This is a genomic window from Salegentibacter lacus (assembly GCF_020164555.1).
GTDB lineage: Bacteria > Bacteroidota > Bacteroidia > Flavobacteriales > Flavobacteriaceae > Salegentibacter > Salegentibacter lacus.
Map to the genome: position 1 here is coordinate 37,137 of NZ_JAIQZB010000016.1, position 26,320 is coordinate 63,456.

Sequence of the window (26,320 nt, forward strand, 5' to 3'; positions counted from 1 at the left end):
TCATCAATTTCTACTTTAATGAAAAAACTATCATTATTATTTTTAGTATTTATTTCGTCAGTTACTTTCGCACAAGACTCTCAAAACAATCAAACGACCGCACCCGATAAAAGGGATATTACCCAAAACGAATTAAGTATTGGTGCACTTAATCTGGTTGCTTTTGGTGCTTTAGACCTCACTTATGAGCGTATTATAGACCAAAATTCCAGCTGGGCAGTAGAAGCTTTTATTAAAGCATTAGATCGCGACAACGAGAATATCGACGATGCTTTTTATAAAGATTTCTCCTTAACCGGAAAATACAAATATTTCTTTGGTGACCGTTATGCCCGTGGATTTTACGTACATGGTTTCGGGATGCTTTCCAGTGGAGAATACGACGATAACTGGGTTGTAGATTCTGAAGGTTATGGCTATTACGAATATGAAGATTACACCGATTTTGCCCTTGGATTTGGCGTAGGTGGAAAATTTGTGTCTAGCGGAGGTTTCTTTTTAGATCTCGGTGCAGGAATTGGTAGAAATTTATTTAGCGAAAAATCTCCTACCATTGTCGGACAGTTTAATGTAAACCTTGGATTTAGATTCTAAACTTACCAGTCTATAGGCTGTTTCCCGTTTTCCTTTAAATAAGCATTGGCTTTACTGAAATGTTTATTGCCAAACCAGTAACCACGGTTTGCACTTAATGGTGAAGGATGCCCACTAGTTAGAATAAGATGTTTAGAGGAGTCAATTTTGGCTCCTTTCTTTTTCGCATAACCGCCCCAAAGCAGGAAAACCACGTTTTCTTTTTCTTCAGAAATAATTTCAATCACTTTATCAGTAAAATGTTCCCATCCTTTTTTTTGATGTGAACCCGCCTGGTGGGCTCTAACTGTTAGCGTGGCATTCAGCAATAAAACGCCCTGATCTGCCCAGCGTTCTAAATTACCGGTATCAGGAACCGGTTTACCTAAATCTTCCTGAATTTCTTTAAAGATATTTTGAAGGGATGGCGGAGATTGAATTCCATCATTTACCGAAAAGCAGAGTCCGTTGGCCTGCCCTGGACCGTGATAAGGATCCTGGCCTAAAATTACAACCTTTGTGTTGGGAAAAGTGGCGTGTTCAAATGCCGAAAAAATATCTTTGCCTTCGGGATAGCAGGTGTTTTCGGTATATTCAGTTTTTACGAATTCTGCCAGGTTTTTAAAGTAATCTTTTTCAAATTCTTCGGCCAATTCTTTTTTCCAGCTGGGGTGTATCTCTACCTTCATTTTAATTGAGTAAATTTGCAGAACCTCAAAAGTAGGGAAATTTATTTATGATTAAAATTGCATCAAAAAGCCTTATAGACCTTGAGTTCCCTGTAGTTTGCCAACAAATATCAGATTTGTGCATTACGGGACCGGGAAAAGAGAAAGCTTTAAACCTTCAACCTTATAAAACGGGAAAAAAGACACTTTTCGGACTTCACCAAACCAATGAGTATGTGAGTTCTAAAACCCGGGATAGCCGAATTCCCAATCACGGCTTCGATTCTATTAAAAATGAATTGCGCACCCTGGAAATTGAAGATTCTATCCTGGAAATTGGCAGTTTCCGAAAGATTTCCAGTCTTTCAGAAACCGTAAATACTCACATCAAATTTTTTAGAAAATTCGAGGAGTATTATCCTAGTTTGTTCGAAACTACTTCAGAGGTCGAATACACTACAGAAATCGTAGACAGTATTGGTGCAGTTATCAACAAATTCGGCGAATTGAAAGATGATGCCACACCACATTTACAACAAATTAGACAATCAATTAACCAGGTAAAAGGTCAAATTAACTCCAGTTTTGCTAAAGCGCTTACCACTTATCATTCTTACGGATATTTAGATGAAATAAGGGAAAGTGTGGTAGAAAACGTTAGAGTTTTGGCGGTTACCGCAATGCACCGCCGTAAGGTTAAAGGCGGAATTTTAGGAAATTCAAAAACAGGAAGCATTGTTTATATTCAGCCTGAAGCCACTTATCAATACACCCGGGAGCTAAATAACCTTGAATATGAAGAAAAAGAGGAAATCAAACGGATTTTAAAAGAGCTTACTAATAGATTAAGACCATTTAAGCCACTTTTAATAGATTATCAGGAGTTGCTTTGTGAGATAGATGTTATTGCGGCAAAAGCTAAATATGCTGAAATGACGAATGGTTTATTGCCAAAGATAACCAAGGAACGTGAACTTCAATTAAAAGATGCTTATCATCCTCTACTCTATTTAAGCAATAAGAAAAAGGGCGATAAAACGTATCCGCAAAGTATTGAACTCGCGAAAGACAATAGAATTATCGTGATTTCAGGGCCTAATGCCGGCGGAAAAAGTATTACCTTAAAAACCGTGGGCTTACTGCAGTTAATGCTGCAAAGCGGAATTTTAGTTCCGGTACACGAGTATAGCAGAATGTGTTTATTCGAAAAAATCCTTACCGATATTGGCGATAATCAGTCAATAGAGAATCATTTGAGCACGTATAGTTACCGACTCAAGAATATGAATTATTTCCTGCGGAAATGTGATGATAAAACTCTTTTCCTAATCGATGAATTTGGAACCGGGAGTGATCCCGAACTTGGTGGAGCTTTAGCTGAAACTTTCCTGGAAGTTTTTTATGAAAAAGAATCATTCGGGATTTTGACTACCCATTATGCGAATTTAAAGAAACTGGCCAACGAAATGCCGAATATGAGCAACGCCAATATGCTTTTTGATTCCAACAGCCTGGAGCCAATTTATAAACTTCAGGTTGGGGAAGCGGGAAGTTCGTTTACTTTTGAAGTCGCTCAGAAAAATGGGATTCCCTATAGCTTGATTAACCGTTCCCGTAAGAAAGTTGAAAAAGGAAAAATCAGGTTTGACCGAAGTATTGCGAAACTTCAGCAGGAACGCTCAAAACTTCAAAAAACTACCGATTCACTTAAGACCAAGGAGCAAAAAGCGGCTATAGAAAAAGATAAGCTGGAAGAAACCAACACCAGGATTCAACAGAAACTGGAAAGCTACCAGGAGTTGTATGATAGCAACCAGCGTCTCATATATATGGGACAAAAGGTGAATGAGCTGAGCGAGAAATATTTTCAGAATAAAAAGAAAAAAGAGCTCATTGCCGAATTCCTGAAATTTGTGGAAATTGAAAACTCCAAACGTAAAAAAGAATCGGCGAAGCAGGTGAAAATTCAGAAAGAAAAAGAGAAAAAAGTTCAGCAGGAAGTTAAGAAGAAGGTTGATGTAATTCGGAAAAAGAAAAAAGAAGAAAAGGAAAAAATTACCGAAAAAGAGCGTCAGGAAGCAAACAAACCAAAAATTCCGCCAAAAATTGGAGACAGAGTAAGATTAGAAGATAGCCGCTCTGTAGGTACTTTGGATAAAATCGAGAAAGGAAAAGCAATAATAAACTACGGAATGTTCACTACGCAGGTAGATGTTGAGAAACTGGAACTGGTGCAGGCAATGAAAAAGAAATAACTATGGAACTTCCAAAAGATAAAAAAATCGTCCTTTTTGATGGCGTTTGTAACCTATGCAATAACGCTGTGACTTTTATAATAGAGCACGACAAAAAAGATGTTTTTCGTTTTGCATCACTACAAAGTGAAATAGGTAAGAAACTGGTAGAAGAACGCGGTATGGATCCTGAAGAGCTGGATTCTATTGTTTTAATTGATCCCGGTGTTGCTTATTACCGAAAATCTACTGCTGCCCTGGAAATTTCTCGTGAACTTTCAGGTGGATATTCGTTACTTAAAAATTTCAGCTTTATTCCAGAGGGATTGCGGGATGGAATATATAATTTCGTTGCCAATAATCGCTATAAGTGGTATGGAAAAAAAGAATCCTGTATGATCCCAACTCCAAAATTAAAATCTAAGTTTCTAGATTAAGCTTTTTCCTTTTTCTTTAATTCAGATTCAGTATTATCAGTATCCGGGTCATAATGATCATCCCATTCCTTTACATTTGGCGGACCCATTTTATCAACCGATTTAGCGACCATTAATGAAACTGCTGCGTCACCTGTTACATTTACCATAGTTCGGCACATATCTAAAGGCCTGTCTACCGCAAAAATAAGCGCTAAGCCTGCTTCAGGAATACCGGCCTGGGCTAATACAATAACAAGCATTACCATCCCCGCTCCGGGTACAGCAGCTGAACCTATTGAAGCTAAAGTCGCCGTAGCAATAATCCCTAATTGCGCTCCAACACTAAGATCCATTCCAAAGGCTTGCGCGATAAAAACGGCTGCAACAGCCTGATAGAGGCTTGTTCCGTCCATATTTATTGTAGCTCCAATTGGCAGTACAAAACTGGAAACTTCACGACTTACCCCCATATGTTCCTCTACTCTTTCCATAGTAACCGGTAAAGTAGCGGCACTGGAACTGGTTGAAAATGCTAATAATTGCGCGGGTGCTATTCCATTTACAAAGAAAGAAGGCTTGTTTTTAGTTACTACCCAAACCAAAAGAATATAAAATCCTATCATTAAGGCTAAACCAATTAAAACTGTTACCCCATACATAGCAAGGGCTGCAAAAAGATCGGTGCTGGGAGATTCTACGACCAGGGCTGCCAGTAGTGCAAACACACCATACGGCGCTGCAAGCATAATTAGATCGATCATTTTCAGGATTACCTCGTTAAATCCGTCAAAGAAATCTTTAACCGGTTTAGCGGCTTTTTCGGGAATTAAAATCAAACCAATTCCGAAGAAAATAGCGAAGAAAATTACCTGAAGCATATTGGCATTATCACCCGCTGCTGCAAAAATATTTTCAGGTACAATATCTTCTAAAGCCTGTAATGGACCTGATTCTCTTTGTTTATCGGCATTGGCTTTAATCCCTGATGCATCACCTTCATAACTTGCAATAAGATCTTGCTGGGTTTCTTCGGTAATTGCGTTTCCCGGTTTAATTAGGTTAACCATTCCAAGACCAATGGTTACCGCAACAATGGTGGTGAAAATATAGATCCCGATGGTGCGCGCTCCCATTTTTGAAAGCTTAGAAATATCTTTAAGATCTGAAATTCCCTTTACCAAAGACGCCAAAATAAGTGGCACTGCAATAAGCTTCAGGGCATTGATAAAAATATTACCAAAAGGTTTTATCCAATCGCCAATAAACTCTGCTCCCCAGCTAAAATTGGTAAGAATAAGGGCAAAAATCACCCCGGCAGCCATTCCAAGTAAAATCTGCCAGTGCAGTGCAAGTTTTTTCATGCTAAGTAAATTTCAGGATTTAAATCAATTAAATTTTTGAACTTTTATTCTGAAGGAAATAATCGGCGATTACTAATGCGGCCATTGCTTCAACAATAGGCACAGCGCGCGGTACCACACAGGGGTCGTGCCTTCCTTTACCCTGCATTTCAACATTTTCCCCCTGTTTATTTATCGTGTCTTGTTTTTGCATAATTGTAGCCACAGGTTTAAAAGCTACATTAAAATAAATATCCATTCCGTTAGAAATTCCACCCTGTATTCCACCGCTTAAATTTGTTTTGGTGCTACCATCTTCATTAAAAAGGTCGTTATGTTCGCTACCTTTCATTTTAGTGCCTTCAAAACCGCTACCATATTCAAAACCTTTCACCGCATTAATAGAAAGCATAGCTTTACCCAATTCGGCGTGAAGTTTATCAAAAACCGGTTCTCCCAGGCCTTTAGGCATATTTCTAATCACACATTGCACAGTTCCACCAACGGTATCCCCTTCTTTTCTAATTTGCTTAATGTAATCTTCCATTTTTTCTGCGGAAGCAGGATCTGGACAACGAACTGCATTGGTTTCAATAAGACTGAAATCAAGCTCTTTTATATTCTTATCCAGCTCAATTTTACCCACTGAAGCTGTATAGGCATTAAACTTAATATCTTTTAAAAATTGTTTTGCTACAGCTCCGGCCACTACTCTACAGGCAGTTTCACGGGCAGAAGATCTTCCACCACCACGGTAATCGCGGACGCCGTATTTTTCATCGTATGTATAATCGGCGTGGCTGGGACGGTAGGCGTCTTTTATATGCGAGTAATCTTTAGATTTCTGGTTTGCATTTTTAATCACAAATCCAATAGGAGTTCCCGTAGTTTCTCCTTCAAAAATTCCAGAATAAAATTCAACGGTATCGGGTTCTTTTCTTTGGGTTACAATGGCCGACTGACCGGGTTTTCTGCGATTGAGTTCGTCTTGAATCTCTTCGAGATTAAGTTGAATACCGGCCGGGCAACCGTCTATAATTCCTCCAATGGCCTGCCCGTGGGATTCTCCAAAAGTGGTGAGTTTAAAAAGTTTTCCGAAGGAATTTCCTGCCATTTTAGTGATTTTGAACAAATGTAATTTTTTCAATCAATATTTGAAAATGTAAGTCCATTTAATATTACGTTAACAAATCCCAAACTTATTAATGATTTGATAAATATTCAATAAACCAGATTAAAGGTTTCTAGACTTTAAATTCCTGTTATTTGTACTATAGAACCTCAAGCAATTGTCCAGAAAGAGAAAGCCGGAAATAGTCGTAATTTCAGATGTACATCTTGGCACCTTTGGTGCTCACGCTGCAGAACTGATGGATTACCTGGAAAGTATTCAGCCTAAAAAACTGGTGCTAAATGGAGATTTTATCGATATCTGGCAGTTTAGAAAAAGTTATTTCCCAAAATCACATCTTGAAGTAATTAAAAAGATCATTGATCTTAGTACTAAAGGTACTGAAGTGATTTACATTACCGGGAACCACGACGAATTCCTGCGGAAATTCAGCGATACACAAATTGGCGATTTAAGAATTACCGATAAACTGGTTCTAGAACTGGATGGAAAAAAAGCCTGGTTTTTTCACGGCGATGTTTTTGATGTTGGAATACATAAAGCAAAATGGATAGCTAAGCTTGGCGGTTGGGGATACGATTTATTGATTCTGACTAACCGCTTATTAAACTGGGTTTTGATAAAAATGGGCAAAAGGAAGTATTCGCTTTCGAAAAAAATTAAGGCCAGCGTAAAAAATGCAGGAAAGTTTATCGCCAATTTTGAAAAGACCGTTTCAGATCTTGCCATCGAAAATGGCTATAAATATGTAATCTGTGGTCATATTCACCAACCCAAAATAATACGGAAAACGAATAAAAAAGGTACCTGCCTTTATTTAAATTCTGGCGATTGGGTAGAAAATCTAAGTGCCCTGGAATATGAAAATAAAAAATGGAACCTTGCTTATTACCATCAGCTCAAAAAACAATCTGAAAAAACCTTTCTCGCAGCGATAACCGTTGTTAAATAATATTAGTCGGGCAGTTCTTCTGCAAAAAAACCTTTTTCAGCGATTAAACTAATAATACACTCCTGACAAACATCATTATTAAAAGATTCGATTCTAAGGATATTATCGCAATCTTCCAGATCAAAATTAGCTATATAGTCACTAAAATTTAAGTGAATAGAATCAATAAATTCATTTGCCAACTTGTAATCGGTAATATTGGTTTTAAATACTCTAACCATCTTTTTTCATTTTTTGGTGAATGGTTTCAAATCAAACTTATTTTAAACTTTATAATTAGTAGCAATCTTAATGATAAGTTACTTTTTCTTAGGTTAAATTATAGTAATAAGAAAAGTCTTTTTCGCACGTCCAGTTTTATTTTTGATTTTCACATTCCTTCGAAATTTTATCTGCAACTTCTTTCCCCGGCGGCATCTCTTTAAAACGCATCAAACTGGAACACATAGAGTATAAAAATAGAAGCTGCCAAACGAAGCCTGGAAACTTCCCGTGAAAATGTGGGCGAAGTAATGTTTGAAGTAGCTATTCTGACGAAAAAGTATTTCGAAATATATTCAAGAAAATAACCGGAATTTCCCCGGTTCAATACCGAAATAAATACAATCGAACCAGAGCAAGCATTTAATTTAAACTAAAGCTTCTCTTAGAATGCTCACCGGATGCTTAGCATTACGTTTTGTGCCATCAAAAATCTGGTGACGACAACTAGTCCCATTTGCAGAAATGATTGTTTCTTCAGAAGCTTTTCGAACAGCCGGGAATAAAGTTTGCTCCCCAATATTCATGCTCACTTCATAATGTTCTTTTTCGTAACCAAAAGAGCCCGCCATCCCACAACAACCCGATGGAATAATACTTACTTTAAAGTTCTTCGGAAGATTAAGTACATCAAAAGTTATCGCTGTATTTGAGAGTGCTTTCTGATGACAATGTCCGTGAATTTTAATTGTTTTTTCTTCTGAAATAAATTGTTCTGAATTTATATTCCCGAGAGCGATTTCTTTTTTCAGAAATTCTTCAACGATAAATGAATTTTTCGCCAGGTTTTCAGCATCTGTTTTATTATTTGCCAATCGTAGATATTCATCCCGAAAAGTCAAAATCGCCGAAGGTTCCAGGCCGATTAAGGGAGTTTCTTCAGAAATAATATCTTTAAATATGCTGATATTCTTATTGGCAAAGTCCTTTGCTTCTTCCAAAAAACCTTTAGAAATATGGCTACGGCCGCTTTCTTCGTGTTTTATGAATTCTATTCGATAGTTGAGTTGATGCAATAATTCCAACGCATCAATTCCTATTTCTGAATCTAGGAAGTTCGTGAATTCGTCATTGAAAAAATAAACGGTTTTTATAGGATTTGCAAGCTGAAAACGCTGTTTGTTTTTCTTATAGTAATTAGCAAGCGTTCGCTTTGCCAAAATAGGCAAACTCCTTTCCGGTGCAACGCCCATCATCTTTTTAGCAATGCTGGAAGTCAAGGAATTTTTAAAGAAAAAATTAGCAATTCCGGGAGTTTTTGAAGCCAGGCTGTTCATTTTTCCATTATTGGCAAAGGCTTTGCTACGTAAACTCTTTCCGTTTGCTTTTTGATATTGATACTGAAATTCAGCTTTTAACGCTGCCACATCAACGCTGGAAGGGCATTCGCTTTTACATCCTTTACAACTAATACAAAGATCGAAAGCCTCCTTAATTTCTTCGTGATTAAATTGGTTGCTTTTATCTGAATTTGTTAAAAACTCGCGAAGTGTATTTGCCCGCGCACGAGTGGTATCTTTTTCATCTTTAGTAGCGCGATAGCTTGGGCACATGGTACCGCCCGCTTCAGCAGATTTTCTACAATCCCCGCTGCCGTTACATTTTTCAGCGAGTTTTAATATACCCTCAGATTCCGAGAAATCCATTAAAGTTGAAATTTCCAGCTCTTTTCTATCTACTTCATACCGAAGCGAAGTATCCATTGGTGCAGTATCTGTGATTTTTCCGGGATTAAAGATATTATCAGGATCAAAAGTGAATTTAATATCTCTAAGGATCTGATAATTTTTAGGGCCGATCATCACTTCAATAAACTCTGCCCTTACCCTACCGTCGCCGTGCTCACCGCTTAAAGAACCGTTGTATTTCTTTACCAGTTTGGCAACATCAGTGGTAATGCTTCTAAAGAGTTTTACATCTTCAGATTTCTTTAAATTCAATATAGGTCGTAAATGGATTTCCCCAGCGCCAGCGTGGGCGTAATACACCGCATCCTGGCCGTAGGTTTTCATAATTTCAGCAAATTCAGCAATATAATCTGCTAAATATGGGATCGCTACCGCCGTATCTTCAATACAGGCAACCGCTTTTTTATCCCCCACAATATTTCCCAACAAGCCAAGACCCGCCTTACGCAACTCCATAGCCAGTTCTATTTGTTCGCCCATTAAAACCGGAAAAGCATAACTTAAGTTGGATGATTTTAAAGTTTCCAGTACACGCTGACTTTGCTTCTGAACTTCTTCAGCGGTGTTTGCCCTAATTTCCAGCATTAAAATCGCTTTAGGGTCGTCCTCAATAAAGAAACGGTTTTCTTTGTATTTCAGGTTTTGTTTGGTGCAATCGAGGATGGTTTTATCCATCATCTCGCAGGTGAACAGCGAATGCTTCATCACCGGTACCACGGCTTGCATACAGCTTTCTATACTATCAAAATGAGCTGCGATCATTGCTGCTTCCGGTGGTTGCAGATCGTCGAGTTTCAGCGTGATTTCAGTTGTGAAAGCAAGTGTTCCTTCACTTCCACAAAGAAGTTTGCATAAATTTAAAGGCTCGGTAGAACCATCAGAGAAAACTTCAGCATAAAGTAATTCATCTATCGCGTAACCGGTACTTCTTCGGTGTAAACTTTTAGGGGGATATTTTTCAATCAGTTCCTGTCTGTTTTCTTCAGAAGATAAGTGTTTATGGATATTCCTGTAGATCTCGCCTTCCAGATTTTCGAGTTTTAATTTTTTCTGAAATTCTTCCGCTGTAATATCCTTAAATTCAGCTTCGCTACCATCGCTAAGAATCGTTTTTAAAGAAACCAGCTTCTCCCGGGTGGTACCGTATTTAATTGAGGTAGTCCCGCTGGAGTTATTTCCGACCATTCCGCCAATCATACAGCGGTTGGAAGTTGAAGTATTTGGCCCGAAGAAAAGTCCGTATTCATTTAAAACCCGGTTTAGATCATCGCGAATTACTCCCGGTTGTAAAGTTACCGTCTTAGCTTCTGTATCTATTTTTAAGATTTTTGTAAAATGTTTAGAAACATCTACTACTATCCCATCGCCCACACACTGCCCTGCCAGAGAAGTTCCGGCCGTTCTTGGGATTAATGAAGTTTTATGTGCTTTTGCAAATTTTATAAGCTTCTTTAAATCGTTTTCACTTTTTGGATAGCAGACTGCTAAAGGCATTTCACGATAGACAGAAGCATCGGTAGCAAAGATGGATCGCCATAATTTATCGTCATATAACTGACCGTCAATTTGCTGGGATAATTGGTTAAGTTTCTCTTTCATAATAATGGGTTAAAAATAGAAAAATTTACTTTAAGCGCTTAACAGATTTTTAAAGAATATTAACAATAGATTGGCTTGGCATAAGTTATAGGTGAGGTTTTAACATTTAAATTTGCCAACAAATCTAAAAATGCTAACTATGAAGAAATTAATTTTACTTGCCGTTTTTGTAATCGGCGCTACGTTTTATAATCAGGCTGAGGCCCAAACTATATCAGATAACGCTTTAGGACTTAGATTTGGTGGCGGAAATGATGTAGGGGCTGAAATCTCATACCAAAGAGCTGTTGGAACCAACAATAATCGTTTGGAATTAGACCTTGGATGGCGTGATAACAGCGATTATGATGCATTTAAGCTAACCGGAATTTACCAATGGGTTTGGAATATTGAAGGTGGTTTTAACTGGTACGCCGGTGCTGGTGCAGGACTTTTAGGAGTTGATGCTAACTCGGAGTTTCGTGATGAAGATGATGGAACTTATTTATTCCTTGCCGGAGATATAGGAATAGAATATAACTTTGATATTCCTTTATTGATTTCGTTAGACTTTAGACCAGAATTTGGATTCTTTAGCGATAATAATGTATTGAATGAATTTTCACCGGATATCGCATTAGGAATAAGATACCAATTCTAGATAAAATAGAATTTGAATAGATAAAAAAGAGGCTGTAAAAAGCCTCTTTTTTTATACAGTAGTTTGTAAGGCCCTTTGGTAAATATCTTCGTAAAGTGGCATTACATTTTTTATATCAAATTTTTCAGCAACTTTTCTTGCGCCGTTTTTGAATTTCTCCAGGGTTTCATCATTCTCAAGGATTTTTAAGGCATTATTAGCCATTCCCTGTACATCCCCAACATTACTTAAATATCCAGAAATTCCCTCCTGGTTAACTTCGGGAAGTCCGCCGGTGTTTGTAGAGATTATAGCTACCCCATTTACCATAGCCTCCAGGGCTGAAAGACCAAAACTTTCTTTTTCTGAAGGCAATAAAAATAAATCAGAAAAACATAGAATTTTATCTATTTCGTGACTCTGGCCTAAAAACATTACTTTATCTGCAATGTTAAGTTCATCGGCTAGATCTTCTGCCATTTCTTTTTCAGGACCTTCGCCTACCATCATTAATTTGGCATCGATTTTCTTCTGAATTTCATAAAAGATTTTAATAACATCGTCTATACGCTTCACTTTTCTGAAATTACTAATATGCGTGATAATTCTCTCTTTATTATCAGCCATCATTTCCCGCTGGCAATCGGTAAAAGCCTTATTATCGTATTTACTGCAATCGATAAAGTTGGGCACCACTTCAATTTCATTTCTTATTTTAAAGAATTTTAAGGTGTCTTCCTTTAAACTTTTAGAAACCGAAGTCACCACGTCGCTATTATTGATACTGAAAGTTACCGCAGGTTTGTAAAAAGGGTGATTTCCTACTAAAGTAATATCGGTGCCGTGAAGTGTAGTTACCATTGGAAGACTAATACCTTCTTCAGCTAGCATTTTTTTTGCCATATAACCGGCATAAGCATGCGGAATCGCATAATGAACGTGTAAAAGATCAATATCAAATTGCTTTACAACATTAACCAGTTTACTGCTTAATGCAAGCTCATAAGGCTGATAATGAAAAAGTGGATATTCCGGTACATGCACCTCGTGAAAACGTACATTACTAGAAAGCTGATCTAAACGAACAGGATGACTGTAGGTTACAAAATGTATTTCATGACCGCGCTTAGCAAGGGCTAAGCCTAGCTCTGTGGCTACCACTCCACTACCACCAAAGGTAGGATAACAAACAATTGCTATTTTCATTAAAATTGATTTACTCACTAAGTGAGAATATACCAACGCAAGCGCCGATTTTTGTTATTTTTAAAATAAAATCTCTCGAAATTTTCCAAGACTTTTTTAACTATCTAAAAATCTATAGATTCATAAATAACTTCCTGTATTCTGGATCTTACATCTTCCCTAATTAACTTCCTGTTGGTAGAATCGGGGAAAGTACGATTAGACAAAAATACATAAACAATTTCTTCTTCGGGGTCTGCCCAGGTAAAGGTGCCCGTAAAACCACTGTGTCCAAAACTTTGCATCGACAGGCAATTACAGGTTGGCCCTGAACTTCCCAGCTGGGGTTTGTCGAAACCAACACCACGTCTTACATTTTTTTCGCAATAATAACAGGTATTGAATTTTGAGATGGTTTCTTCTTTAAGATATCTCTTACCGCCGTATACTCCATTATTAAGGTAAACCTGCATTATTTTTGCAACATCGTTAGCGTTACTAAAAAGACCAGCGTGACCACCAATGCCGCCTTGTAGCGCTGCACCCTGATCGTGAACCACCCCGTGAATTAATTGTCTACGCCATAGTTTATCGAATTCTGTAGGAACAATTTGTTCTAAAGGGAATCTTGAAGTGGGTAAATACCCGGTATGCGTAGCTCCTAATGGCTTATAGATTTTCTCCTGGGTAAGATTATGCAAAGTTTGGTCATAATATCCTTCCAAATAATATTTTAAGATGTAAAACGGAAGATCACTGTACTTATAATCTAAACGCCGCTCTAAGTCGCTTTCCTTAATGATATTGATAATCGTATCCTGCATATCATTTCTAAGATACATCTCGTTTGCAACCCTGGTATTAAATTCGGCTGAAGGCGTTTTATGAAAATAATCTTCAGAAGGTAGTCGGGTTTTTCTGTCTATAGTATTTATATGAAAAGGGATCCAGGATTTTAACCGGGCGTAATGCATAAGCATATCCTGTAATCTAATATTTGCTTTATTCGAATTCTGAAAAACAGGCATCATTTCTTCTAACTTAGAATCAAAGCTTACAATGCCTTCTTCTTCCTGCTCCATAATAAGCGGTAATGTCGCCAGGATTTTGGTTAGCGAGGCCAAATCGTAAACTGAAGTGTCTGAAACCGGGATTTGCTTATCGTAAGTATGATGACCAAAGTTTTTATTATAAACTATTTTTCCTTTTCGCGCTATTAAAATTTGAGCGCCGGGAGTCATTTCTTTTTCAATAGCTTCAGTAATTATGCTGTCAATTCTGTTTAGTTTACTCGAGTTTAAACCAACACTTTCAGGCAATCCGTAAGCTAATCTATCTAAGTTCTTCGTTTGATAGCCGGTGCCCTCGGGAAAATTATTTCCTATGCTTACCGGAAGTTTTCCTCTAGCTTCAATAGCACCAAAGATTAATTGAGCAGCTTTTTCCTGTGCTACTGTATGATTTTGATAATTAACCAAAATCCCGTCCAGTTCGTTGAGTCCGCGGAGTTCCCTTAATGCGTACGGACTCGAAAAAAGACTTAAAATCGTTTTATTTTCTTTTGAAATTTGATTGATCCAGTGTAATTCTCCCGACGAAAATTTATAAGAAGCCCAGGGGCTGCTATTTGATTTATGGTAACCTAGAATAACGAGATCGTATGCTTCTAATTTCTTTTGTAAATCGTTTAATCGTGTAGCAGAAACCCAATCTATGTTGGTGTATTTTTTTAATTCATTTAAAAAAGTACTACCATCGGCATCTCCAAAATTTACATAAGCAATCCTGGTATCGGCAATATCTTTAACCGGTAAAACAGCTTTATTGTTTTTAATTAAGGTAAGGGCATTTTCAAAGAGCTCTTCTAATAAAGCCTGATCGCGAACAGAGTTAAGTTCTTCGGAAAGAAAATTTTCCTGTACTCTTTGTTGCTGATGCAAACCCGCCTTATATTTTGCCTGAAGTATTTTTTTTACAGAATGTGCCAATCTCCCGGGACTGATAATATTATTTTTATAAGCATTAATTAAAACTTCAGAAGCAACTTCAACTTTTTCGGGCATTAAAAGCATATCATTTCCTGCTAAAAATGCTCTTAACTCGGCATCACCGGCTTCAGCGTTATTTGTAAGGCCCTTCATATTAAGCGCATCGGTGAAAATGAGCCCTTCAAAATTCATTTTTTCCTTTAAAAGATCGGTTATTACCGCTTTTGAGAGTGAAGATGGCGTATTTCTATTTTCCTGAATTGCAGGAACACTTAGATGGGCCACCATGACGCTGTTAAGTCCGTGGGCTATCAAGGGATAATAAGGATATAATTCTAAACTATCCAGCCTTTCTCTTGAAAACGGAATAGTTGGTAAGGTTTTATGCGAATCGGCATCGGTATCGCCGTGGCCTGGAAAATGTTTTGCGCTGGATAAAGTACCAACCCGGTGCATACCTTGCATAAAGGCAAGCGATTTTTTAGCTACATTAATTTTATTCTCTCCAAAACTTCTATTTCCAATAATAGGATTATTTGGATTTGTATTAATATCTACGACGGGTGCGAAATTAATATGTACACCCAATCTTTCGGCATGTCTGGAAATTGCAGCGCCGGCTTCTTCAATTAAATTGTTATCCTGAATAGCACCCATCGTCATATTCCAGGGAAGTGCAAAGGTGGAATCCAGGCGCATAGCCAAACCCCATTCAGCATCCATTCCTATAAGAAGTGGAGTTTTTGAAAGTTCCTGAAACTCATTGGTTAATCTTGCCTGTCTAAGAGGACCGCCTTTAGAAAAAATTACTCCCCCAATATTTTCTTCAGTAATTTGTTTTCTCGCTTTTTCAATATAAGCATCTCCACTTTCTGAAGAAACGCTAATCATTAGCAACTGCCCTACTTTTTCTTTAAGGCTCATTGCATTATAGGAACTATCTACCCATTCCTTTTGTGCTAAGGGATCTTCTGCCAGCAAAGGATTATTTTGGGCAGAAAGATTGGAGCAAACAAAAAGAAAACACGTTAAGATAAAGATTTTCGGAGCGGAAGTGAATTTCATTAACTAACAAAACGCTTATGCCAACTTTCAGAAGCAGGAACCTCCCAGTCTGAAAGAAATTCAGCTTTATTATTTACAAGATTATTAAATACAATAGTTTTAGATGATACAGCCTTTTCTTTAGCCATTTTTCTAAAATCTGAAAGCGTTTTATAGGCTATGAATTCTCCCTGTTTGTAAGATACATTCATTTTATCTAGAAGGTCTACATTAAATTCTTTCTCCAATTGCTGAATAAAATGCACAGAAGCATCTATAGAACAACCGGTAGCTGCATTCATTTCCTGATCTAATGCCAGAATAATAAACCTTTTATATTTAATGAGGTAACCGGCTTGTAAATCGGCTCCATGAGCAGTCCATTGTGTAACGAACTGGTCTAAACGAGATTGTATTTCTTTCAATTCATCTGAAGTAAAAGAACGGTTTGCCTGGTATATCCAAACCCTTGAAGAATCGGGTAGACTTTCGAATGGTACTAACATATATTGCTAAAATTATATTTTTACAAAACTAATTGATTTGGTTAATGTCTCAAGTATAGTTTTGCCTTTTAACGTTTGGTATTTAATTAAAAAATAAAATTTAAAAAGTCAAAAAGCCTGAGTAAGAATCTCAAGCTTTTTTAAACAATAATTTTATTTAATTTTGAATGATTTACTATAGATCGTGGGCGTTTGCGATTAGTTCTGCCACGTCCATTACTTCCACACTGTCTTCTTTGTTTTTCCCTTTCACCCCATCTGTCATCATTGTATTACAAAAAGGGCAACCAGCAGCAATAACTTCAGGTTTTACTTCCATAGCCTGCTCAGTACGCTCAATATTTACGTCTTTATTTCCCGGCTCGGGCTCTTTAAACATTTGCCCACCACCGGCACCACAACAGAGTCCGTTAGATTTACATTTTCGCATTTCTACGAGCTCTACTTCCAGTTTTCTAAGTAAGTCACGCGGAGCTTCATATTCTCCGTTAGCACGGCCTAAATAACATGGATCGTGAAAAGTGATGCGCTTTCCTTTAAATTTTCCGCCTTCAACCTTTAATTTTCCTTCATTTAAAAGGGCTTTTAAAAATTGTGTATGGTGCATTACTTCGTAATTTCCACCTAAGGCAGGATATTCGTTTTTTATAGTATTGAAACAGTGTGGACAAGCGGTAACCACTTTTTCTATTTCATAACCATTAAGAACTTCGATATTTGTCGCAGCCTGCATTTGGAAAAGAAACTCGTTCCCGGAGCGTTTTGCCGGATCTCCCGTACAGCTTTCTTCAGTTCCTAAAACAGCAAAATCAACTCCAGCTTCATGTAATAGTTTCACGAATGCCTTGGTGATTTTCTTTGCCCTGTCATCAAAACTACCGGCGCAACCAACCCAAAATAAGACTTCGGGTTTTTTACCTTCTGCCATATACTCGGCCATGGTAGGTACTTTTAATGCTTCTGCCATATCTAATTTCTTTTAATTTTATTCTGAAGACTTTCAGGTAGTCTTGTATTCAAAAATATTTTTTTTGCTATTGGAGAAACTAATTTTCCTTAGCCCAATTTAATCGATCTTGTTGGTTGTAAGGCCAGGGTGCTCCATTGTTTTCAATATTTGTCATTGCAATAGCCAGCTCATTTGGAGCAGCGCTTTCTTCCATAACTAAATAGCGACGCATATCTAAAATAATAGAAAGCGGATCTATCCCAACCGGGCAGGCTTCTACACAAGCATTACAAGTGGTGCAGGCCCAAAGTTCCTCTCTTAAAATAAAATCGTCGAGCAATTGCTTGCCGTTATCTTCGTATTTTCCTTTAGTATTGATGATCTCCCCTACTTCTTCCAGCCTATCACGGGTATCCATCATAATTTTTCTGGGAGAAAGTTTTTTGCCAGTTTGATTTGCAGGACATTCTGCAGTGCATCGTCCGCATTCGGTACAGGTATAAGAATTTAATAACTGAACCTGGTTAAGATCAAAAACATCTGAAGCTCCAAATTTATCGGGTTCGGCACCTTCCTCTTCTTCTGCCGGGGCAGCAAAAGGATCGGCATCGGGATCCATCATCAATTTAACTTCATCGGTTACCGATTGAAGGTTGTTCATTTCTCCTTGCGGCTGAAGTTTTGAAAAATAAACATTTGGAAAAGCCAGTAGAATATGTAAATGCTTAGAGTAGTACAGATAATTTAGGAAGAAAAGGATTCCTAAAATATGTAACCACCAGGCTGCTCTTTCAATAATGATGAGTGTTGCATTACTCATTCCGTCAAAAACAGGCAGTAAAAACTGGCTAATAGGAAAACTTCCTGTTATTCCTGCTTCACTCGCATAATGAGGGGCTCCATTTAGCTGAAGCTGATAGTCTGTAGCATTCATTACCAGGAAAAGTACCATTAGTACCATTTCAAAATAAAGAATATAATTCGCATCATTTTTAGGCCAGCCTTTTAATTCCCGACTTAAAAAACGATAAATGTTTAAGATATTTCTTCTTATCCAGAATACAATCACTCCAATTAGAACCAACAATGCCAATACTTCAAAAGAAGCGATAAGAACATCGTAGAAGCCGCCCATAAATGATAGCACACGGTGAGTACCGAATAAACCATCTATTATAATTTCAAGAACTTCAATATTTATAATTACAAAACCTACATAAACAATAACGTGCAGAAATCCTGAAACCGGTTTTTTAACCATTTTACTTTGGCCAAATGCAATCCTGGCCATTTTCGCAAAGCGTTCTCCCTTATTATCGTTGCGGTCTATCTCTTTTCCTAATTTTATATTTCGTAATAACCTGCGAATGTTGCGAACAAAAAAACCGATTCCTACCGTTAAGGCAACTAAGAATAAGACCTGGGAAATAATTTGCATAGTTGGTTATTTAATTGAATCCTTTTCCTTTGGTTCCTGATAAGGTTTCGGATTTTTTCCGAAGACAGAGAAATGTACGTATCGTTTAGGATTCAGTTTTACGTCTTGTAGTAATTGTTCCAACTGTTTGGTAGCGTTGTCCAGGTTATTATAAACGGCATCATCATTAATTAACTTCCCTGCGGTACCTTCTTTATTGTTTAATTTATCTGAAATACTTTCAAAATCGGCCACTACTTTTTCAAGGTCCTTGGTGATCTTCCCAATATCCATTTGTGTTAAAGTATCTGAAAAAGAATTAAAATTGGTAGTCATTTCATCCAGATTGGTAAATGTTCTATCTAATTTACCTGAATTCCTTCCTACAATTCCCTCTAAAGTATTTGCGGTAACTTTAAATGAAGCCACAGTAGCATTAAGGTCTTTAAAGGTATTTCGAATATTATACCGGGTGCTGTCGTTTAGAATTTTATTAACCGCTGTAACCAATGAATCTGCACTTACAATTGTATTTTCAACTTTCTCCTGAAGTGGTGTCAACCTATCATTAACCAATTCCATGATACCTTCTTCGGTATCACTTTTTAGAGTGTCTCCGGTTTTTGCCATATCCCCCATTTCATACTTCGGGAGAATAGCCAAAGATTTTCCGCCAATAATATTCCCACCATAAATTTGAGCAACACTGTTTTCGGAAAATTCAAAATCATTTTCTACCGTAAAGCTCACTATAAGAGTGCCTTTAGCATCTAGGAAGCCAATTTTGGTTACCTGGCCAACCTTAAGACCGTTTATCGTAACGGCAGAGGAAGGTGAAAGCCCTTCTACATCGTTATAAACTGCGTGAAAAGTTCTGCTGGAATCCAACAGGTTTTTACCTTTTAAGAAACTATAACCAAAAATTAATAAGAGAATAGCAATTATTGCTAGTACTGCAGTTTTTACTTCACGTGTAAATTTCAAAAGCTATTTTTTTAGGATAAGGACAAATTTAGAAATAAAATAGAAAAGAGGCGTTAATTAACCTTAGATTTTAACGCGTCATTAACTGTAATCTTGCTGCCATCCTTAAAAGCGACAATATAACTTGAAGGATATCCATTTTGTTTTGCCTTATTGTGAAGCTTATTTATTTTAATATAATCTGAAGTAGCACCGTAATAATATTTATACAACTCATCTTCCCTTGCGCGTTCTACATCTTCTAAGCCTTTAAAATTATATGCTTTAGTCTCTAAGCGCTTAGAACCCGCCGCCAGTTGAATTTTAAAAGTAATGCCTTCGTAAATCTCGCTCTGATTCACATTATTGTTGGAAGAAGAAGTTGTCTCAATACTTTCTAGATTAGATAGGTTAATGGTGTTAGCATATTTTCCTATTGCCTCTACAATAGCTGCAGCCATTTTATTTTGCCCGCCGGTACTGTTTAAATATGGCCCTTCGTGGTTATTAGTTAAAAAACCGGTTTCAATTAGTACGCTGGGCATGACTGCATTTTTTAGTACCAGAAACCCTGCTTGTTTTACACCACGATTTTTTCTTTTTAATTCATTGGTGAAGTTTTTCTGTACAAAATCGGCTAAAAGAATACTTTGGTTTAGGTATTCTTCCTGCATTAAAGCCATTCCAATATAAGATTCAGGAGAATTGGGATTAAAACCGCCATAGGTCACCTCGTAATCTTCCTCTAAAAAAATCACCGAGTTCTCTTTTTTCGCTACTTCAAAGTTTTCTTCGGTTTTATGAAGTCCTAAAACAAAGGTCTCTGTGCCATAAGCCTGAGAGTTGTGAGAGTTGCAGTGTACCGAAACAAATAGATCTGCGTTTGCTTCATTGGCAATTTGCGCTCTTTTATCTAAAGGAATAAAAACATCAGAATCCCGGGTGTAAATCACTTCTATCCCGCCTTTTTTCTCTAGAGCTTCACCAATTTTCAAAATAATACTAAGTGCGATTTCCTTTTCTTTAAAACCATTCCCCATATTTCCAGGATCTTTTCCTCCATGGCCGGCATCTAACACCACTACAAATCGATCTCGCGGTTTATCGTTAAGCGCAAATATGCCTTGCAAGCTTACAAGAAAAATGAAGAAAAATACGAAAAGTTTAAGTAGGTTCGTTCTCATAAAAAGGTAACGCTAAGTTTAGGCTAATTATTTTAATTACTTTTTTCAGGAAATCTCAAATCTAAGCTGAAAAAATATATGTAATTTTGAATTTGCAAAAAGCAAGCCATTCTTTACAAAAATAGCACTTAGAGCATTGCAAACAAACATACCTAATATACTTTTTCGCTGTATTTTTATACTGCTTCCTTTCGTTTGTCTAAACGCTCAGGAAATAGGAAAGAAGCAGGAAATAGATATTGACGCCCGGGAACGCGATTCACTGGTTACTGTTGGCGACTCCTTACCACTCGCCGAGACCATAAGGCTAACCGATAGTATTATTGGAGATTCTTTGCAAACCCCACAACAGGGAAATCAATTAATCACAGATGTGGTTCAATACCAGGCTAAGGATTATATGCGAATTAGCCAGAAAGAAAATCGCATGTACCTTTATAATGAAGCGCAAATTATCTACGGAGATATGCAGATTAATGCCGGCCTGATTATAATGGACAATGAAAAAAATGAAGTTTATGCCTACGGAATCCCAGATTCTACAGGTGCATATTCTCAAAAACCGGTTTTTGTACAGGCAAATCAAACTGTGGAGCCAGATTCTATTCGGTTTAATTTTGATACCGAAAGAGCGCTGGTTTACAACTCCAGAACACAACAAGCAAATTTTAATGTAAGAGGTGAAGTAACCAAGCGGGAAAATGATTCGGTATATTTTATGCAGAATGTTCGTTTTACCACCGATGAAGATTTAGATAACCCAGATTACTACTTCTATGCCCGGAGGATAAAATTTGTTCCAGACAAAAAGATTGTAGCGGGCTTTGTAAATATGTATCTCGCCGATGTTCCTACTCCTTTAGGTCTTCCGTTCGGATATTTTCCCTTAACCGAGGAAGAAACATCAGGTTTTATTATTCCCAGTTTTGGGGATAGCCAGCGTGGTTATTTTCTTCAAAATGGAGGCTATTATTTCGCGATTAGTGATTATGTAGATTTGCTAACCTTAGGAGATTATTATACCAACGGAAGTTATGCGGTAAGATTGGAAAGCAACTATGCTAAACGTTATCGCTATCGCGGAAATGTAAGAATACGTTATGAAAACCTTTTTCAGAGTGAACGCGGTTTCCCTGATTTTGCAGAACAATCGGTTTACAATATTCAGTGGTCACATAACCAGGATGCCAAGGCAAATCCTAATTCCAGGTTTAGTGCCTCGGTAAACTTAGGAAGTAGTACTTATTATCAGAATTCTGTAAATCAAATGAATACAGGTAACTTCTTAACAAATACTTTAAGTTCTTCGGTTTCGTATAGTAAAACCTTTCCCGGTGAACCTCAGATTAATTTAAGCCTTGCAGCACGGCATCAACAAAATACAAGGACGCAAACTATAAATATGAGTTTGCCTACGCTACAGGCAAGTATGACACGTATTTATCCTTTTGCTCCAGGTACCGGAGCGAAAAAAGGTATAATTGAAAATATAAACTTTCAGTATAACATAAGGGCAGAAAATCAAATTAGAACAACAGATTCCTTGTTTTTTAAACCTGAGATGTTTCAAGAAGCAAATTACGGGGCGCAACATTCTATACCGGTATCTACCAACTTTAAATTATTCAATTACTTAAGTGTTAGCGCTAACGCCAATTATGAGGAGAATTGGGTTTTTAAGACTTTTGATCAATCTTACGACGAATTTAATAACGAAGTGGTAATTGATACCGTTAGCGGATTTGATTCTTACCGAACGTATAATTTTGGAGCGAGTGTAGGAACTACCTTATATGGATTAAAGAACTTTGGAAAGGATAAAAAAATTCAGGCCATCAGGCACGTAATGCGCCCGTCCATAAGTTATAATGTTAATCCTGCATTCGATCAGTTTTACGATACCTATGAGCGTATTGATCCGGCAAATCCTATTGAAACCAATATGGTAGATTATTCCAGATTTGATGGGACATTATATGGTGCTCCCGGAAACAGGTTTTCAAGTTCTCTTGGGCTTAGTTTAAGCAATACCCTGGAAGCTAAAGTACGTTCTAAAGACAGTACGGCAACCGAACCTGAAAAAATCACCCTATTAAATAACTTTAGCATGAGTACTGCTTATAATTTGGCGGGAGAAGATGGGCAGCCTAAGCTTTCTCCTATCGCCCTAAGAGGTAGTATTCCCATAGTACGCGATAAACTGGATATTAACGTGGCCGGAAATATGGATATATATGCTTTAGATAATAATAATAGACGAACAGATAAACTGAACATCAATAATGGAGGTAGCTTATTTAGGTTTACCAACGCAAACGTAAGTTTTGGTTATTCTTTTTCCAGTAAAGATTTTGATGATGAGGGCGAAGATGAAAGTGAAGATGAAGTAGACAATGATACCTATCGCGGTGGCGGAAGACGAGACGACCTTTTTGGTAAAGGATCTGACTTGGAAGGGAAATTTTATGATGAAGAAGAAGATCCTTTTGCTGATGAAGATCGCGAAGAAAGAAACGATAACTGGTACAATTACAAAATCCCATGGGATTTGCGAGTATCTTATACCATGACTTATAATAATACTGCTCGACAAAACGAGATTACCTCCCACTCTATTATGTTTTCCGGAGATATAGAACTTTCTCCAAAATGGGCTGTTGGAGCCTCTTCGGGTTACGATTTAAAAGAATTAGGATTTACTTATACCCAATTAAGATTTCAGCGTGATTTAAATACCTGGCGACTAAGTTTTAACTGGGTGCCTTTTAGCGAACGTAGGTCTTGGTATTTCTTTATCGGGATAAAATCGGCTATCTTAAGCGATATCAAGTACGACAAACGTAATGAACCGGATCGTAGATTATAAAATTTAAAAGTTTAAAATGATGAAAAAAATAATTAAAACCGATAAAGCCCCGGCTCCCATTGGGCCTTATAATCAGGCTGTTTTAACCGGAAATATGCTTTATATTTCAGGACAAATAGCGCTGAATCCTGAAACTAACGAGCTGGAAACCGGCGAACTTCAAGCCGAAACCACGAGAGTAATGCAAAATCTAAAAGCGATTCTTGCCGAAGCAGGAATGAATTTCGAAAATGTAATAAAGACGTCAATTTTTATTAGCGATATGAATAATTTCGCTAAAATAAATGAAGTGTACGGATCTTATTTTAATGCAGAGACCGCGCCAGCCAGGGAAACTGTAGAAGTTGCGAATCTTCCTAAATTTGTAAATGTAGAGATTAGCGCAATTGCGGTAAAAGACTAATAATTGCTGAAGAGATAGGCTTCCCGTTCAAAATAATTGGAATAATAACCTTCAAAAGATTGTTGGTCTTGGCCAAAATGTTCCATTTTATATAAACCGGCAAAAATGAAGATATTAAAATCATAATGAAAGATTTTATCCATTTTCTGGAAAAAGCCTGAGCCTTCCTTAAATTTCTCCAGAGGGTTATTTAAATAGGCGTTTAGCACATTAAAATCGTGATATTGAAAAACGTGAATTAATTCGTGCGAAACCGTGTTATAGTTGAATCCGCCGGTGTCAGGATTAAGTAATATGGCGGTGCTTATTGCTCGTCCCAGATAGTAGTCATTACCATCCTCATATCCAAACGTATTGTTTCCGGAAAAAACGAATTCTCCAAGTCTTAAACTTAATTTTGGTTCAAATTTGTTTTGAACGGCGGTGTAGGCAGTTAAAAGAAAAGACACCGGTTGAATTCTGTATTTAACCTGAAAACGATCCCTGGTATGAAACTCTATTCGGTTAAAACCAATATTTAAATTCCATTGTTCCCAGAAATTTCGGTTTGAAGCAGCATTTTCTATAATTGAAGTTCCTGCAGAGTTCATAAATTTTGCCGGCCAGCCATAAGTGAGATTTTTCTGTTTAGAAATTCTCCCGGCAAGAAGCTTACTCTCATAGACCAAATAACCACCAAGAGCGCCCTGTGCCATTCCTTTAAACAGCACTTTCCCTAGTTTTTCCTGCGGTTTTTTATTGATCACTGCGCCAATTCCACTAAAAACAGATCCTATTCCTATATTGAAAATAGTCGCTTCAGTATTATTGTTTTGTGAACGCAACGAGGAAGTTGAGATCAATAAAACAACTATGAATAATAGAAGAAAGCGGGGTGACCAATTCAAGAAAAACAGCTTAAGTTAGATTTAGAAAGCCTGCATCAATAACCTGGCGCTTGCCGGGTTTGTAGCCAGCGGAATATCATGTACATCACATAAACGCATCAACATAAAAATATCGGGTTCGTGAGGGTGCTTATCTAAAGGATCTCTAAAGAAAATTACCATATCTACTTTACCTTCAGCAATACGGGAAGCTATTTGTGCATCTCCACCTAAGGGTCCCGAAAGTAATTTTTCAACTTCAAAACCGGCGGATTCTGTTTTAGCTCCGGTGGTACCCGTGGCAATTAGTGTAATATTTTTAGCCTGAAGGGCTTCCTTATGGTTGTTTAAAAACTGAACCATTTCGGCCTTTTTACCGTTGTGGGCAATAATTGCAACTGTTTTCATAAGTTAGACAGATAATATATCAGAAATGCGAAGCAATTCTTTATTAATAGTTGGTTTTGCTTTTAATGCTTTTTCGAGTTCAATAGGTTGGACTTCATTATTCATCATTCCAACCATAATATCTTGTTGACCATCCAGGGCGAGTTCTACCGCTTTTACACATAATCTACTCGCCAGAACACGATCAAAACAAGTGGGACTTCCTCCCCGCTGAATATGGCCTAAAACAGTAACTTTAGCATCGTAATAGGGTAAATTTTCCTTAACGTAAGCTGCTAATTCAAAAACGTTTTTACCTATTTTATCACCTTCAGAAACAATTACTATACTTGAGGTTTTCCCTGAACGGCGGCTACGCTCCAAAGAATTTAGTAAACGATCTAAACCAAGGTCTTCTTCAGGAATTAAAATCTCTTCTGCACCAGCGCCAATTCCACTGTTTAGAGCAATAAAACCGGCATCCCTTCCCATTACTTCCACAAAAAACAATCTATTGTGGGAACTGGCTGTATCCCGAATTTTATCTACTGCATCAATAACCGTATTTAAAGCGGTATCGTAACCAATGGTATAGTGTGTTCCAAAAATATCGTTATCTATAGTCCCGGGTACACCAATAACAGGAATATTATGTTCTTCACTAAATATTTTTCCGCCTCTAAACGTGCCGTCACCACCAATAAGGATCATCACGTCAACATTTGCCTTTTTTAGATTTGCAGCAGCTTTTTCACGACCTTCCTTAGTGAGAAATTCTTTAGACCTGGCCGATTTCAGGATAGTTCCGCCCAAATTAATGATATTTCTTACGCTACGGGCATTAAGTTCTATATAATCATTTTCTATCATCCCCTGAAAACCCCTCATAAATCCAAGACATTCAACACGGTAATAGGCACTGGCTCTTGCTATGGCTCTAATTGCAGCATTCATTCCGGGGGAATCTCCTCCAGAAGTCATTACTCCAATTTTTTTTATTCTTTTTGTCATATTTTCAATTTCTTGCCTAAAATTACAAACTCAGAAGCTACCTGAAAAGAAAAATGATTAAGTTTT

General features: G+C 37.4%; 22 protein-coding genes. 7 read left to right on the top strand and 15 right to left on the bottom strand.

Annotated elements, in window-relative coordinates; all coding sequences use genetic code 11:
* Nucleotides 1–18 precede the first annotated feature (18 nt).
* The gene (locus LB465_RS13295; protein WP_224470356.1) at nt 19–594 is read left to right on the top strand and encodes a hypothetical protein; all 576 of its coding nucleotides are present in this window, start codon (nt 19–21) and stop codon (nt 592–594) included.
* A gap of 2 nt (nt 595–596) precedes the next feature.
* Here LB465_RS13295 and LB465_RS13300 read toward each other — a convergent pair whose 3' ends face one another.
* Entirely contained in the window at nt 597–1,262 is a 666-nt protein-coding gene (locus LB465_RS13300) for a uracil-DNA glycosylase (RefSeq protein WP_224470357.1), read from the bottom strand.
* Between the two features lie 47 nt (nt 1,263–1,309).
* On the opposite strand from LB465_RS13300, the gene LB465_RS13305 reads away from it, so the two are divergent.
* Nucleotides 1,310–3,496, top strand: a complete 2,187-nt coding sequence (locus tag LB465_RS13305; protein ID WP_224470358.1) for an endonuclease MutS2 — start codon at nt 1,310–1,312, stop codon at nt 3,494–3,496.
* 2 nt (nt 3,497–3,498) lie between these two features.
* The gene (locus LB465_RS13310) at nt 3,499–3,912 is read left to right on the top strand and encodes a thiol-disulfide oxidoreductase DCC family protein (RefSeq protein ID WP_224470359.1); all 414 of its coding nucleotides are present in this window, start codon (nt 3,499–3,501) and stop codon (nt 3,910–3,912) included.
* Here the strand turns inward: LB465_RS13310 and LB465_RS13315 are convergent.
* Together LB465_RS13315 and aroC are read right to left on the bottom strand one after the other, a co-directional pair.
* On the bottom strand, nt 3,909–5,255 hold the full coding sequence (locus LB465_RS13315) for a dicarboxylate/amino acid:cation symporter (protein WP_224470360.1): 1,347 nt from the start codon (nt 5,253–5,255) through the stop codon (nt 3,909–3,911). The two genes, LB465_RS13310 and LB465_RS13315, sit on opposite strands and share 4 nt — an antisense overlap.
* A gap of 28 nt (nt 5,256–5,283) precedes the next feature.
* Nucleotides 5,284–6,348 (bottom strand): chorismate synthase, encoded by a 1,065-nt coding sequence (gene aroC / locus LB465_RS13320; RefSeq protein WP_224470361.1) that lies wholly within the window; start codon nt 6,346–6,348, stop codon nt 5,284–5,286.
* A 175-nt stretch (nt 6,349–6,523) separates the two neighbouring features.
* Here aroC and LB465_RS13325 point away from each other — a divergent pair, with 175 nt between their 5' ends.
* Nucleotides 6,524–7,318 (top strand): UDP-2,3-diacylglucosamine diphosphatase, encoded by a 795-nt coding sequence (locus LB465_RS13325; RefSeq protein WP_224470362.1) that lies wholly within the window; start codon nt 6,524–6,526, stop codon nt 7,316–7,318.
* A 2-nt stretch (nt 7,319–7,320) separates the two neighbouring features.
* Here LB465_RS13325 and LB465_RS13330 read toward each other — a convergent pair whose 3' ends face one another.
* Entirely contained in the window at nt 7,321–7,539 is a 219-nt protein-coding gene (locus LB465_RS13330; protein ID WP_224470363.1) for a hypothetical protein, read from the bottom strand.
* A 408-nt stretch (nt 7,540–7,947) separates the two neighbouring features.
* The gene (locus tag LB465_RS13335; RefSeq protein WP_224470364.1) at nt 7,948–10,866 is read right to left on the bottom strand and encodes an FAD-binding and (Fe-S)-binding domain-containing protein; all 2,919 of its coding nucleotides are present in this window, start codon (nt 10,864–10,866) and stop codon (nt 7,948–7,950) included.
* A gap of 139 nt (nt 10,867–11,005) precedes the next feature.
* On the opposite strand from LB465_RS13335, the gene LB465_RS13340 reads away from it, so the two are divergent.
* Complete coding sequence (locus LB465_RS13340) at nt 11,006–11,506, top strand: hypothetical protein (RefSeq protein ID WP_224470365.1); 501 nt, start codon at nt 11,006–11,008, stop codon at nt 11,504–11,506.
* Between the two features lie 51 nt (nt 11,507–11,557).
* Here the strand turns inward: LB465_RS13340 and bshA are convergent, their stop codons facing one another.
* From bshA to LB465_RS13375, 7 genes are all read right to left on the bottom strand, one after another.
* Nucleotides 11,558–12,691: an N-acetyl-alpha-D-glucosaminyl L-malate synthase BshA gene (bshA, locus tag LB465_RS13345; protein WP_224470366.1), complete on the bottom strand. Its 1,134-nt coding sequence runs from the start codon at nt 12,689–12,691 to the stop codon at nt 11,558–11,560.
* Nucleotides 12,692–12,795: 104 nt separating this feature from the next.
* Entirely contained in the window at nt 12,796–15,639 is a 2,844-nt protein-coding gene (locus LB465_RS13350) for a glycoside hydrolase family 3 N-terminal domain-containing protein (protein WP_317198441.1), read from the bottom strand.
* An 83-nt stretch (nt 15,640–15,722) separates the two neighbouring features.
* Nucleotides 15,723–16,208, bottom strand: a complete 486-nt coding sequence (locus LB465_RS13355; RefSeq protein ID WP_224470368.1) for an ABC transporter ATPase — start codon at nt 16,206–16,208, stop codon at nt 15,723–15,725.
* A gap of 175 nt (nt 16,209–16,383) precedes the next feature.
* On the bottom strand, nt 16,384–17,175 hold the full coding sequence (locus LB465_RS13360) for a (Fe-S)-binding protein (RefSeq protein ID WP_224470369.1): 792 nt from the start codon (nt 17,173–17,175) through the stop codon (nt 16,384–16,386).
* Between the two features lie 79 nt (nt 17,176–17,254).
* Nucleotides 17,255–18,595 (bottom strand): (Fe-S)-binding protein, encoded by a 1,341-nt coding sequence (locus LB465_RS13365; protein WP_224470370.1) that lies wholly within the window; start codon nt 18,593–18,595, stop codon nt 17,255–17,257.
* 6 nt (nt 18,596–18,601) lie between these two features.
* A complete protein-coding gene (locus LB465_RS13370) occupies nt 18,602–19,558 on the bottom strand; it encodes an MlaD family protein (RefSeq protein ID WP_224470371.1) in 957 nt (318 codons plus the stop codon).
* A 53-nt stretch (nt 19,559–19,611) separates the two neighbouring features.
* Nucleotides 19,612–20,721, bottom strand: a complete 1,110-nt coding sequence (locus tag LB465_RS13375) for an N-acetylmuramoyl-L-alanine amidase family protein (protein ID WP_224470372.1) — start codon at nt 20,719–20,721, stop codon at nt 19,612–19,614.
* Nucleotides 20,722–20,857: 136 nt separating this feature from the next.
* Here LB465_RS13375 and LB465_RS13380 point away from each other — a divergent pair, with 136 nt between their 5' ends.
* Nucleotides 20,858–23,587: a putative LPS assembly protein LptD gene (locus tag LB465_RS13380; protein WP_224470373.1), complete on the top strand. Its 2,730-nt coding sequence runs from the start codon at nt 20,858–20,860 to the stop codon at nt 23,585–23,587.
* A gap of 19 nt (nt 23,588–23,606) precedes the next feature.
* Complete coding sequence (locus LB465_RS13385) at nt 23,607–23,990, top strand: RidA family protein (RefSeq protein ID WP_224470415.1); 384 nt, start codon at nt 23,607–23,609, stop codon at nt 23,988–23,990.
* Here the strand turns inward: LB465_RS13385 and LB465_RS13390 are convergent.
* The 3 genes from LB465_RS13390 to pfkA all read right to left on the bottom strand — a co-directional run bounded on the left by LB465_RS13390 (nt 23,987) and on the right by pfkA (nt 26,254).
* Nucleotides 23,987–24,814 (bottom strand): hypothetical protein, encoded by an 828-nt coding sequence (locus tag LB465_RS13390; protein ID WP_224470374.1) that lies wholly within the window; start codon nt 24,812–24,814, stop codon nt 23,987–23,989. The two genes, LB465_RS13385 and LB465_RS13390, sit on opposite strands and share 4 nt — an antisense overlap.
* 84 nt (nt 24,815–24,898) lie before the next feature.
* Complete coding sequence (locus tag LB465_RS13395) at nt 24,899–25,264, bottom strand: methylglyoxal synthase (protein WP_079712545.1); 366 nt, start codon at nt 25,262–25,264, stop codon at nt 24,899–24,901.
* A 3-nt stretch (nt 25,265–25,267) separates the two neighbouring features.
* Nucleotides 25,268–26,254, bottom strand: a complete 987-nt coding sequence (pfkA, locus tag LB465_RS13400; protein ID WP_224470375.1) for a 6-phosphofructokinase — start codon at nt 26,252–26,254, stop codon at nt 25,268–25,270.
* Nucleotides 26,255–26,320: the final 66 nt, after the last annotated feature.